10 protein-coding genes are annotated in these 13622 nt (G+C 37.2%); 7 read left to right on the forward strand and 3 right to left on the reverse strand.

Translation table 11 applies throughout. The features are described from left to right. Positions 1–29: 29 nt before the first annotated feature. Positions 30–1412 carry an APC family permease gene (locus tag MKY88_RS07450; RefSeq protein ID WP_340814807.1) on the reverse strand — a complete coding sequence of 461 codons (1383 nt, stop codon included), beginning with the start codon at positions 1410–1412 and terminating at the stop codon, positions 30–32. A 279-nt stretch (positions 1413–1691) separates the two neighbouring features. Between MKY88_RS07450 and MKY88_RS07455 the strand changes: the two genes are divergently transcribed. From MKY88_RS07455 to MKY88_RS07470, 4 genes are all read left to right on the forward strand, one after another. Continuing rightward, on the forward strand, positions 1692–3065 hold the full coding sequence (locus MKY88_RS07455) for an amino acid permease (protein ID WP_069480708.1): 1374 nt from the start codon (positions 1692–1694) through the stop codon (positions 3063–3065). Positions 3066–3213: 148 nt separating this feature from the next. Then, positions 3214–4623, forward strand: coding sequence for a spore germination protein (locus MKY88_RS07460; RefSeq protein WP_340813291.1), 1410 nt, complete (start codon positions 3214–3216; stop codon positions 4621–4623). A gap of 32 nt (positions 4624–4655) precedes the next feature. Further along, positions 4656–5714: a GerAB/ArcD/ProY family transporter gene (locus tag MKY88_RS07465; RefSeq protein ID WP_340814808.1), complete on the forward strand. Its 1059-nt coding sequence runs from the start codon at positions 4656–4658 to the stop codon at positions 5712–5714. Continuing rightward, positions 5711–6823 (forward strand): Ger(x)C family spore germination protein, encoded by a 1113-nt coding sequence (locus MKY88_RS07470; protein ID WP_340813292.1) that lies wholly within the window; start codon positions 5711–5713, stop codon positions 6821–6823. Before MKY88_RS07465 ends, MKY88_RS07470 begins: the two co-directional genes overlap by 4 nt. A 47-nt stretch (positions 6824–6870) precedes the next feature. Here the strand turns inward: MKY88_RS07470 and pgeF are convergent, their stop codons facing one another. Further along, positions 6871–7632 carry a peptidoglycan editing factor PgeF gene (gene pgeF / locus MKY88_RS07475; protein WP_193831403.1) on the reverse strand — a complete coding sequence of 254 codons (762 nt, stop codon included), beginning with the start codon at positions 7630–7632 and terminating at the stop codon, positions 6871–6873. 169 nt (positions 7633–7801) lie between these two features. On the opposite strand from pgeF, the gene MKY88_RS07480 reads away from it, so the two are divergent. Together MKY88_RS07480 and safA are read left to right on the forward strand one after the other, a co-directional pair. Further along, entirely contained in the window at positions 7802–8428 is a 627-nt protein-coding gene (locus tag MKY88_RS07480; RefSeq protein ID WP_340813293.1) for a transmembrane-type terpene cyclase, read from the forward strand. A 231-nt stretch (positions 8429–8659) separates the two neighbouring features. Further along, positions 8660–9268 (forward strand): SafA/ExsA family spore coat assembly protein, encoded by a 609-nt coding sequence (gene safA, locus MKY88_RS07485; protein ID WP_340813294.1) that lies wholly within the window; start codon positions 8660–8662, stop codon positions 9266–9268. 190 nt (positions 9269–9458) lie between these two features. On the opposite strand, the gene MKY88_RS07490 is transcribed toward safA, so the two are convergent. After that, entirely contained in the window at positions 9459–11951 is a 2493-nt protein-coding gene (locus MKY88_RS07490) for a LuxR C-terminal-related transcriptional regulator (RefSeq protein WP_328202358.1), read from the reverse strand. Positions 11952–12313: 362 nt separating this feature from the next. Between MKY88_RS07490 and MKY88_RS07495 the strand changes: the two genes are divergently transcribed. Next, positions 12314–13351, forward strand: coding sequence for a beta-propeller fold lactonase family protein (locus MKY88_RS07495; RefSeq protein ID WP_328202356.1), 1038 nt, complete (start codon positions 12314–12316; stop codon positions 13349–13351). Positions 13352–13622: the final 271 nt, after the last annotated feature.

Here is a 13622-nt window from a genome sequence, read left to right on the forward strand (position 1 = left end):
AAGGTGTCCCTATGAGAGACACCTTTTTCTTATCCTTTATTCATTTCGCTATGCTTTCGACCATAAACCAAATAAACAATCAAACCGATGATGAACCAAATACTACATGCAATCCATGTAAGGACAGAAAGCTGTGATATTAAAAAGAGACATAATAGGAATGATAAAATCGGTAGGACTGGGAAAAATGGTACTTGAAAGCCCCCAGAAGGAATATTTTTATTTTTACGTAAATACACCACACCAATGGATACAATGGTAAACGCGACTAATGTACCCATATTGACTAATTCGGCAAGCTTAGAAAGTGGTACAAATCCTGCACAAAAGGCAACTAGTATTGCGAAAATCCATGTGTTTTTCACGGGAGTTTTAAATTTGGGACTGAGCTCAGCCATGCTTTTTGGTAGTAAACCATCACGGCCTAATGCGTACAGTAGTCGTGTTCCTCCGTAAGACATAACTAATATGACAGTCATCATTCCAACTACAGCACCTAGTGAGATAATTCCCGCAATCCAATCTTGGTGGACCATCTGCATCACATAGCTAACGGGGTCACTTACATTTAACGCATGATAGGGAACGATACCCGTTAAAACCATTGATACGGCAACATAGAGCACCGTACAAATAAGTAAAGAACCGATGATACCAATGGGCATATTCCGCTGAGGATTTTTAACTTCCTCAGCAGCAGAAGATACCGCATCAAAACCTAAATAAGCAAAAAATACAAGTGCCGCTCCACTGAAGACGCCGCTTATGCCAAATGGTAGAAAGGGCTCCCAGTTAGTAGGTTTTACATAAAATACCCCTACGCCAATAAATAGTAAGATGACAGCGACCTTCAAGAAAACCATCCAAGAATTGAATCGAGTGGATTCTTTAATACCAAGCGTTAATAAAAATGCCGTAGCAAAAATAATCAAAATCGCAGGTACATTAATATATGTGCCAGCAGCTGGATTAAAGGCTCCTGAAATTGCTTGAGGCAAAACGATATGAAAGCCAGCAAGAAGTGAGTTTAAGTAAGAGGACCATCCTGTCGCAACAGCGGCAACAGCCAGTCCATATTCCAAAAGCAAAGCCCATCCTACCAACCACGCGATAATCTCGCCAAAGACAATATAGCCATACGTATAGGCGCTCCCAGTTACGGGGACGCTTGATGCAAATTCGGAATAACACATGCCAGCAAAAGCGCAAACAATGGCAGCGATAATAAAGGAAAAAACGATCCCAGGTCCAGCATGTGTTGCTGCCACTGTTCCGGGCAAGATGAAAATACCAGTGCCGACGATGGCGCCAACGCCTAATAATATAAGATCAAAGGCACCTAACGTTTTCTTTAGTTGAATAGTCCCTTTGTTTTGTAATAGTTCCTCAATTTTCTTTCTTCTAAATAATATTTTACTCACATTCAAACCTCTTTTTCTTAGAAATATGTAAAAATATTATACTTTTTTGATAATTGGGTCAATATTTTTGTCGAAATAAAGCGAAAAAACTATAATATTTAGAAAATTCAGAACCTTAATAGTCAGGGCGCTACTCCTTATGCTAAATCTATCAAAAAAACATTATTTTTTGTTTTTCCTAAAAATACAATTGTCTTTTTTAGAAAAATTGATTATGATTTTAAAGTATATTCAACGTAGATAGAACAACAGGGAAAGAGGCGTTATGGAGTGGCCAACAAAGAATTACAACGAGGATTAGAGGCACGTCACATCCAAATGATCGCACTTGGCGGTACGATTGGTGTGGGCTTATTTATGGGTTCTGCAAGTGCCATCCAATGGACAGGACCTTCTGTACTCCTTGCCTATGGAATTGCAGGTATTTTTATATTTTTCATTATGAGAGCAATGGGTGAGATGCTTTATATGGAGCCAAGTACAGGCTCTTTTGCAACATTTGGCTATAAATATATTCACCCCCTAGCAGGCTATTTAACGGCATGGAGCAACTGGTTCCAATGGGTAATTGTTGGGATGTCAGAAATTATAGCCGTGGGAACGTATATGCAATATTGGTATCCAGATTTACCTGCATGGATACCGGGTCTAATTGCGATGATAATATTAGGTGTGGCAAACTTTATCTCGGTTAAATCTTTTGGTGAATTTGAATTTTGGTTCGCCATGATTAAAATCGTAACCATTATATTAATGATTGTAGCAGGGGTTGGACTGATCTTCTTTGGCTTTGGTAATGATGGTATTGCAATTGGCTTGTCAAATCTATGGAGTCATGGTGGCTTCTTTACTGGCGGCTGGACAGGCTTCTTCTTTGCTTTATCGTTAGTTGTTGCAGCTTACCAAGGCGTAGAGCTTATTGGCATTACAGCAGGAGAAGCGAAAAATCCACAAAAGACAATTACGAATGCTATTCAAAGTATTATTTGGCGCATTTTAATTTTCTATATCGGAGCTATTTTTGTCATTGTGACAGTGTATCCGTGGGATGAATTGGGTACTATCGGTAGTCCTTTTGTTGCGACATTTGCCAAGGTAGGTATTACAGCTGCTGCAGGTATTATTAATTTTGTCGTTATTACAGCTGCTATGTCTGGCTGTAACAGTGGTATTTATAGTGCAGGACGTATGTTATATACTCTTGCGATGAATGGACAAGCACCGAAATTTTTCGCGAAGCTTTCCAAAAATGGTGTACCTTTATTTGGTACAGCTGGCGTGTTAATTGGTTTAGTGATTGGTGTCATTTTAAGCTATATTGCACCACAGAATTTATTTGTCTATGTGTATAGTGCAAGTGTTTTACCAGGAATGATACCGTGGTTCATTATATTAATTAGTCAAATGAAATTTAGAAAAGTAAAAGGTGAACAATTAGCGAATCACCCGTTCAAAATGCCATTAGCCCCTATTACGAATTATTTAACAATTATCTTTTTAATCATGGTGCTGGTTGGCATGTGGATTAATGATGATACGCGTATATCATTAATTGTAGGAATTGTTTTTTTAGTAATTGTAACTATTAGCTATTATGCATTTGGTATTGGCAAAAATCGCTACAGTACGGATCAAGGCGAATAGCAAAAAAGATGCTTCTCTCAAAAAGAGAGGCATCTTTTTTTTGCCTATTTTTGCTAGTATATTTTTTACATAATCATTCGTAAACATGCCAAACTATAAAAAAATACATGTGGACTGGTATTCGTTGAAATAAAAGGGGTTGAACGGAATGCACGAAATGCCTGAACAGCTTGTTGCTAAATTAAAGAAGGAAATAAATGATGTAGATGATGTAAAGCTAAATATGATTGCAACAGAAGAAGGGGATGTTACCCTTATCTATTTTTCCTCTCTTATAGAAAAGATGACGTTACAAACAATGGTATCTATTCCGTTAACCAATAATATTAAACAAATTCATCAAATGGCTCAATATGTGGACCCTAAAGATATACAAGGCGTCATTAAAAAATTAAACTCTGGGCAAACACTGCTGTTTTTTCATGAAACCAATGCACTTTTAAGTATGGATACGTATAGTGCACCTACAAGGGCCATTACAAATACTGAAACAGAATCAACGGTTATAGGGCCTCAGGATGCATTTACAGAATCTTTGGAGACCAATATTTCTCTAGTGAGAAGACGAATTCAAAGCGCTCAGCTGAAAAATGAAAATCGTATTGTTGGTTCAGAGGCTAATATTAAAATTTCCATTATGTATATGGATAATATTGTGAACCATAAAAACTTAGATGATCTTCGGAATCGTATTGATCAGGTGGAATTCCCTTTATTTACGGATATATCAGTGTTGAAGCAATTAATAGAGGATAATCCGCTATCACCATTTCCTCAATATTATATGACGGTACGTCCCGATAGTATTTGTCGATACCTTATTGATGGCCGGATTGTCATGTTTATGGATAATAGCCAATTAGCTATTGTTTGTCCGACATCTTTTTTTGAAATGTTCGTGTCAATTGAGGATTATTATAACAGGTGGACCACAGCCTCATTACTAAGGATGCTGCGCTTCTTTGGTTTTTTCTTAACGATTATGATTACGCCCATGTATATTTCTGCCTTAACCTTTCATCCAGAAATATTGCCATATGAGCTATTGTTAAATCTTCAAGAATCGAGAAGTAAAGTTCCTTTTCCACCTCTCATCGAAGTGCTATTTATCGAACTTATTGTAGAGGTATTAAGGGAAGCCGGTTCTCGAATGCCTGCCAAAGTCGGACAAACAATCGGTATCGTAGGAGGTATAGTAATTGGGACTGCGGCTGTGCAGGCAGGATTGCTTAGTAACATCCTCATTGTGTTGGTGGCCACTTCTGCACTATTATCTTTCCTACCACCGATTTTCTTAATGAGTAATACTAGCCGATTTGTACGGTATATTTTCATTTTATCCGCCGGGTTATTCGGTCTATTTGGACAAATGCTTGCCTTTGCTTGGCTAATTCATCATTTACTAAGTTTAAAATCATTAGGAACTCATTATATGACGCCAGGTATACCGAGAAAACCAACGGATTTATTAGATAATGTCATCAGATTTCCTATCAACTATTTAACGAAAAAGTCGGGCATTTCAAGGGTTCAGAAAAAAACGACAGAGGAGAAATGAGGTAAAAAGCCTTGGGCGCAGCTAACGTAAAAATGCTAAATCGCTATCACGTCATTTTTTTGGCCCAGAGTATTATGGTTGGGACTGGGATACTGTCATTGCCTCAAAAATTGAGTGCTATGGGCTATACTGAATGGTTTATGCCCATATTATTCGGTATAGTTGCTACCTTAACGCTATGGCCAATGGTTTGGCTTTGTTCTAAATACCCGAATGACCATTTATTTCGTATCAATGAAATTCTTCTTGGGAAAGTGTTAGGGAAAGGGCTCAATGTCTTATTTGTGATTCAATTTATTATCTTTAGTGCAGGAATTATTAGTAACTATATGCATCTTATACAAAGTACAGCGTTACAAGAGCAAACGATCACCTTGCCTGTTCTTTGCTTCTTACTTTTATTGATTTATATTGTAAGTGGTGGTATCAAATCCATCTCTAGATTTTGCATGATGACTTTTTTTATTACGCTTGGCATGTTCTACTTTACACGGTGGGCCATTGAAAAGGGGGAGGTAAGTCATTTACTTCCTTTATTTAATTTTAGTGGGATCGATTTTTTTCATGCATTTAAAGAAGGGTATTTATCAATTCTTGGCTATGAATTAATTTTATTTTACTTTCCATATATAATCGATCAGAAAAAAGCCTTTCGCCATTCATTGATTGGTATTTGGATTAGTATTTTTCTCTGTTTTTTCACGACAGTAGTAAGTGTCATCTATTATTCTGAATGGCAGCTGAAAAATGTAGAGTTTTCCGTCTTAAATTTATTTAAAGCAGGCGAGTTTACCTTTGTGGAACGAATCGATATTATCGGTATAACATTATGGGTATTTTTAATATTATCTACGGCCACAGCCTATGTATGGTGTGCCAAATTAGGGGTGGATTCCGTGTTTAAAAAGAAAAATAGTTATCCATTATATGTGATTGCAGCGATCATATTTTTAATTATTAGAATGCCATTTTCTCGAGAATTCCAAGAGAAACTTTTTACAGCAAGCAATTATATTGGTTATATGCTAATTATTTGGCCTATCTTCTTAAGTATGATCTATGTAGTTCGAAAAAAGAAGGTGCAACCATGAATAGAAACCTTCTACTAGGCATCACACTTGTGCTCTTAGTGTTATTGGCTGGTTGTTCTAGAAAAGAGCTGAAGGTACCATTAGAGGATATAGGTATGGTGGGGACTATGGCATTTGATTATATGGATGAAGACCAAATGAAATTAACGGTAGCCATTCCTCAATACGCACCTGAGGCACAACAAAACACACAAATCTTTTCAGTATCTACAGATCTAGTTTCGAATGGTATTGTAGAAATCGAAAAGCTTTCGGATAAAAAGATTGTCTTTAACCAATTACGTGTTGTGCTCGTTAATGAAGAATTTGCACGAAAAGGAGAGATACGAAAGGTAATTCAGCATCTGTACAGAAATGCTGAGGTGGGCAATAAAGTGCTCATTGCTATTGTGAAAGACAAAGCAGAAGGAATTATAAAAGGAAATTATCCAGATAAACCAAACATTAATTTATACATTAATGATTTATTGGAACCGAGCATAAATACGGCTTTTAATCCGAATACGAATATTCATGATTTTATGTATACCATAACGAACCCAGTGACGGATACGATCATTCCATATCTTGAAAAGCGCGATGATAAAATTGAAATTAAAGGTGTGGCTGTATTTCAAGGGGATCATATGCATGAAGTTATTAAGCCTGAGGAGGCACTAATCGTTCAGGCATTACTAGGAAGAAAAAGTCTAGCGCCTCTCCATTTAGATATACATGAGGGACATGGGGAGGAAAAATTGATGATAGATTTAATTGAGAGCTCTATCAAAATGCAAAGTAATAAGAATATTGAATCACCAAAGCTTGTTATTCGGCTTAAGATTAAAGGAACGCTAAGTGAATATAAAGGAGCAAGAGAGTATGAGCTGAATACAATTGAAAGTATTAGCCACTTAGAGAAAGATGTTAATAAGCAGCTAGAAGTGGATATCACTAAGTTTTTAGATAAACTTAAAAATATGGATGTCGATCCTAGCGGGCTAAGTGAAAAATTTAGAATGTACTATCATGGAAAGTGGACGACCAAAAAAACGAGGGAAGTCATAGGCAAATTACAAACGGAAGTACATGTCGAGACATCGATCATTAGTACAGGTACGTTAAAATAAACAGGACAATCCTTAAGAAATTGAAGTGGATTGTCCTTTTCGTTTGTTTAAGATTTTCGCATAATAAAGCTTAAATGTCTGCCTGCCTGTTTGTCCTGACGATAGGAGAAGCCATCAGGGCTAAGGAATGTACAAGTGGCATCAATCTGGATTTGCTCAGATGGAATACCAGCAAGCTCGCATTGTTTTTTCACCGTTTTTTGATTATCAATATGGTATTTATTCGTCTCGGCATTAAAATACATGAATTCCTCTGCATAACCAAGGCTGTGGAACTTCTCATAAACATCAGCATCTACCTCGAATTTTTGCTGGCTTAATGCCATACCAATTTGAACGTAAAAATCTTCTGGTCGACATTGTTCTTCTTCCAACAGATGCTTGAACAGTTTAGGTGTAATTTCTTTAATAGTGCCTTGCCATCCTGAATGAATAACACCCACTAAACCATTGACCGCATTATAAAAAATCACAGGAACGCAATCTGCTGTAAAACTGCATAATAATAAATTAGGCTCAACTGTATAAAGAGCATCTGTGTTTTTCACTGCCGTATCCATTTGCTCCGCGCCACGTCCTTTATCGGCTAATGTCACTCGATGGAAGTTGGCACTATGTGTTTGTTCCGTACAAATAAAATCTTGAAGGTCGCAGTTTAATGTTGTTGCTAATTGTTGACGATTGTCAATGACATCATGGATATTATTGCAAACATGCAACGCCATATTATTGTGCTCTAATTCAATCGTATCCTTTAAGGTAGTACCAGCGATAAATTGATCATTATCTACATATATTTTTGATTTCATTCAATCACCCCGCTTTACTATATAGGATTCCACTACGAATGTATAGGTTCCATTCCTTTGAATATTTGTTACTCCTTTCCCTTACCCTGCTAGCAAACTTTTAGACATAATGAATAGATTTCTTCACATATAGTATGGGGAATCATATATGGAGGGAGAGAATAAAAAGATGGCTCAACTAGATATTTTATTAATTTGTCAATTAGGCATGGGCCTTTTCTGGATCATTACATATATATTAGTTATTTACAAAGGGTGGAAGGATAAAAAATACGGCATGCCTATGGTTGCTATTTGTGCCAATATTGCATGGGAATTTATCTTTACTTTTCTTTACCCACAAAATGACCTTCAACGATTGATTACGCTTACTTGGCTCGTATTAGATATCGTCATACTGATGCAATTTTTACGTTTTGCACCACCAGAATATCGGAGAATCCTCTCTAAAAAATTATTGTATGCCTCTTTTTTGGTCACTTTAATTTTCAGCATGTTGATGATTTTAGGGATTATTCATCAATTTCAGGATTTTGAAGGGAAGTACGCTGCGTTTTTGCAAAACCTCATGATGTCAGGATTATTTATCGGTTTATTATTGCGTAGAGGGAATTTAGATGGTCAATCCATGGGCATTGCTATCTGTAAGATGATGGGAACATTGTTTGCTGCGGTGGGCTTTTATCTTTATTTCCGTACGCCGCTGATTACCATTATTTCTATGGCTACCCTTTTTTATGACGGTCTCTATATTCTATTAATTTACCAAATGAAGAGGAAATTAGTAGTGAAGTAGGGATTATTCAGTAAATATTGCTGACTTATATAGATGGTAATGTTTGTTAATGACAATTAGATTGCAACTTGATGACAAGGTGCATCAATATAAATGGTGTTAAAATGGGATTCGTCGATTTTTATTGTTCGTCTGTCATGTATTTGTAAAAATCCTTCCAAATATTTTGTGATGATTATTGCTCAGAAACTATTTACGATAATAGGAGAGCAAACAGGAAGGATGATAGACATGTTGAAAAAAGTAAAAAAAGCGGTACTTGCTTCAGTTATTGCAGCTTCATTATTAGTACCAGTGGGGGCAATGGCGGCTGAATCCTATACAGTCTCATCTGGTGACACTCTTTGGAAAATCGCATTGAAGACAGAAACGGGTGTACAAGAATTAATTGATGTAAACCCACAGCTTGCAAATCCAAATCAAATTTATCCTGGACAAAAAATAAATGTCCCTGTAAAAGAACAAGCAAGTGTTGAACAAGAAGTCATTAAACTGGTGAATGCGGAACGTGCCAAAGCAGGTCTTTCAGCATTACAAGACGATTGGGAGTTATCAAGAGTAGCCAAATACAAGTCTCAAGATATGCATGATAAAAAATACTTTGACCATACAAGCCCAACGTATGGAACGCCATTTACGATGATGAAAAATTTCGGTATTTCGTATCGATCAGCCGGTGAAAATATTGCCAAAGGTCAACGCTCTGCACAGGAAGTCGTAACGGCTTGGATGAACAGTGAAGGGCACCGTGCCAATATTCTCAATAAGAACTATACACATATCGGTATAGGCTATGTAGCGGATGGCAATTACTGGACGCAAATGTTTATACAAAAATAAAAGAAGAAATGCCCAAATCAGGTAAGACTGAGTTTGGGCATTTTTTTACTAGAATTTATTAATATTTCTCCGGATCTTCTTTGGACGGTACATTATTATATTAAATAACTTTGAACAAATAACAAAGATAAATAAATGAATCTTTATAGCAAAACGCATCCGTGTCAGTCCTCGATGCGTTTTATAAGCTTCAATATTTTTTGAGGGCAATCGCCTTGGCTCGGGAGTTGACCCCTAGCTTACTATAAATTGTAGATAAATAAACACGAACAGTGCCTTCTGATAAATGCAGCCGCTTAGCTATTTCACGATTAGTTATACCATCTACTAGTAAATCATAAATATCCTTTTCACGTTGTGTCAGCATTGCCGGAGCTTTTGCATGAAATGTTGTACCTTCTTTCAGATAATTAAAATAAACTGTCGGAATGGATTCCCATCGCTGATGAAGCTGTTCGAAATAAATTTCTAATAGTGGCTCTAAATCCTTTTCATCTAAAAATGATCGAACATAATAGTAGGGTGCTGCGAGTTCGAAAGCCTCGTGTAAAGTTTCTAAGGCAAGTTCCTGGTGTTCTAGACTGTATTGACAGATAGCTTCAAGTATTGTGGCTTCAATAATTGTAGCAATTTGCTCTTCCTGCTGGCCCTTCATTTTTACCTGAATCAAAATCGTTAAGGCTTCGTTCGGCATTTTCTTCAATAATAGTAAACGGGCGTGTACTAAGAGCCAGAAGGGTTGCTTTGATTGGGTAGACTGTAAAATTAAATGAGCCTGATGACTATCGCCTGCGATAATATGACAGTAGGCTTGCATAATTTGGATAGATGTACGCCAGTGCTTTTCAGTCACATCCTCTAATAGCTGGGTCAGCATAGCCCGAGCAGAACTAATTTGATTTTGCTGTATATAGATTTTTGCTTTCAGGAGATACATGGGGATACATAATCCAGGATCTTGTAATTGATGACCAAGCTTAAGCGCCATCTCAATTTCTTTATGTGTAAACGTTATTAAGTTGCGTTCATATAACGATTCGGCGGCAACACCATAGCTAAAGGCAGTAACATTAGCTGTTTTTAAAGACGTTTCTCGAAAAAGCTCACTTATGACTACTCCTTGTTCCATTGTTTGAAGTTTTCCTTTTGAGCCAATGCTTGTTCGTAAAAGTTTATATTCAAAACTATTATAGGGAATAGGCACATGATCCCATCTAGAAGGGATATGTCCTTTTGCGAGCTGTTTTCTCATAATTTGTTCCACTAACTGTAAATCACCACCAGCGGCAACAATAGCAAAAGCCTTTGCACTTTCATAAATATAAGTCATGGCCGCATGTTCCTCTTGATCCATCCAATGTTCAGTCTGCTGTCGCAATTCAAGTTCCTCCATAAGAGATGACGCTGCTTCAACTTCCGTGGTTGAAATCGATGTCAAAAAACCAATGACTAGCATTTCATAAGAGACTTTATAGTGGTCACGACGAAGCTGGTGCAACCACCGCATAAACGTTGCTGTCTGACCTGATAAAAAAAGTTGGACAAGGTGATTGGTCATCCATGGCGTCGCAAGTTCATATTGTCTATGTTTAAGTGCTAATTCAATGGCAGAAATATAATCCCCTTGGTCATAGATGAACTGAGAAGTTTCTAGAACGAGATTATGTATGTCCTGCTTCGAAAATTGTTTTGTTAATTCCATTTGCAATGCTTCCGCTAATAAATGATGGTAACGGAATATGGGCTGTTTGGATTGCAGTCGAATGGTGAAAAGTCCTTTTGCTTCTAAATGCTCCAATTGTTCAAGACTATTTGTCCGCTTGGTCAATTGATCACAAATAGCAGGATCCAACTCCTGTAATAGGGAAGTGCGCAGTAAAAATTGTTGTGTTTCAGATGGTAGGTTATGAATAATTTCTTGCCATAGAAATTCTGAAATGAAGGGCTGTGCAGCTTCTTCAAATGCTTCTATTTCAGGGTCATGCGCAAAGCTAGTTAACAATAATCCAGCTACCCACCCTTCAGTTTTATCTAAAATAGTTTGCAGCTGTTGGTGGTTGAGAGTAGGTAAATGTTTGCAGGAAAAGAATCGCTTCACCTCCTGTAATGTAAAGCGTAAATGTCCCGAATGGATTTCATGAATCCATTGCTTAACTCGCCACTTAACTATTGGTAGTGCAGGGACGGAACGAGAGGACATATAGATATGCACATGACTAGGTAAATACTCTACGAATTGTGTCATGAGTCGATGTATCACAGGATTTTCTATGACATGATAATCATCTAATACAATCGAGATGGGCTGTTGAATGGCATTTATTTCTTCTAACAGTGAATAGATAAAAAATTCAAGTGTTGCAGGGTCCTGCGAGTTGAGGAGCGGTGCCAGAATCTGATCTATTTCACTTTTAGAAGCCCTCGCAATAGCGTGTAAAATATATGTCCAGTAACGTATAGGATCATTATCAGCAGCATCTAAGGAAACCCATGCAGTGGTTTCTTTTTTATTTTTCAGCCAGCTACTTAATATACTGGTTTTTCCATAACCCGCTGGAGCTCGTAAAATGGTTAATTTAACATGTATATGTTGATCGAATAGATCGAATAATTGTGTTCTTTCTATTAAAGTGGGTGAATGATGAGGCATTGTTATTTTAGAAGATAATAATGTTTGAGGCATCTTAACTTCCTCCTTTTATTCAGAAAAGTTCCACAATTTTTATTGTACTAAACTATTATCATTTTTTCGTATGTTAATAGTCCTATCATTTCCATCTTTCATTGTTTTTTGGTGTCTAAATGTAATGGTAATGGACATTCAAAACTGAGTCCATCGTTCTCCTCTTTTTCATGATCCATTTCAACGGTGTAGAGCCTACCTGCCCTCACGCAAAAAACTAGTGGATAAATAATTTAAAGGAGCTGGGCAACTCATGTAAACAACTAATCAACACATTTTACACTAGTTAGATTAGGTGAATGTACAAGAAACCCCATTTTGTGGGCATATAGTAGCCTTATATGTCTGGGAGGTTGTTCAGTGTGGGAAAAGAACAAAAATTTTTTAGGATCAAGTTTAAATCAAATCCAGGTTGTCATTGCCATTGCTGCGGTTTTTGTTGCCCTTGTCGTTGTAAACACCCATTTTTACCAGTACCACCGACTTGTAACTATCTCGTCTATGTAACAGACGCTGGACAGTTAGCAACTCCTGATAACAGAGTATCAGTGATCGATACAGCAACCAATACGATAGTCGCTTCCATTCCAGTAGGAACGGCTCCACTAGAAATAGCGATTACACCAAATGGTGCGTTTGGTTATGTGCCAGCACTCTTCTCCGATAATGTAACTGTATTTGATACTGCGACAAATATGGTAGTCGCTACGATTCCGGTAGGAAATGAGCCTCTTGGTATAGCGATTTCACCAAATGGAGCTCTTGCCTATGTCTCAAATCACGGAATAGGTGCTAACTCTGTATCCGTCATAGATACAGCGACAAATACTGTCACGGCTACTATTCCAGTAGGGCTTCAACCTCAAGGTATTGCGTTTACGCCGAATAGTGCGTTTGCTTACGTGGCAAATGAAAATTCAGGGAATGTATCGGTTATAAATACAACAACCAATATGGTGGTTGCTACTATCCCTGTTGGAATCCGCCCAAGGTCAATTGTCTTCACACCAAATGGACAATTTGCTTATGTTACAAATGAAAATAGCAATAATGTATCTATCATTAATGTTGCAACAAATACAGTAGTTGGTACAATCCCTGTAGGAACAGGACCTGTAGGAACAGCTATTACACCTGATGGAACACTTTTGTACATCGTCAATAAAGGTAGTGATACCGTATCTGTCATCAGTACAGCGACAAATATGGTGATTGCTACAATTCCTGTTGGATCTTCACCTGACCAAGTAACGATCTTGCCGAATGGCACTTTTGCATATGTCACAAATCAAACAGACAATACAGTATCTGTCATAGATATAGCAACAAATATGGTAGTGGATGTAATCCCAGGGTTTAATGGCCCGACTGGTATAGATACAGGGGTAATCTGTCTATAAATTGAGTGTTAAAAAGAAAGAGATAAACATCATATTGGGGTAGCGGCCGTTTGCATATAACATGTCTTAGTGCCAAGCTATCCCAACTTTACATAATAAAAAACCTACCTTATTAACTGTAAGCTTCCATAGTAAGTAAATCCGGAATGTTCATTTTGTCGACAAACAAATAAATATCTACAAAAACCACACACTATAAGCAATTGATGAATAAGATGTCTCTGTAGTATGACCATAGAGGTAGGTGTATATGTTGAAAAGGAAGTTAGTT

The organism is Lysinibacillus sp. FSL R7-0073 (genome assembly GCF_038009065.1).
Taxonomy (GTDB): Bacteria; Bacillota; Bacilli; order Bacillales_A; family Planococcaceae; genus Lysinibacillus; species Lysinibacillus fusiformis.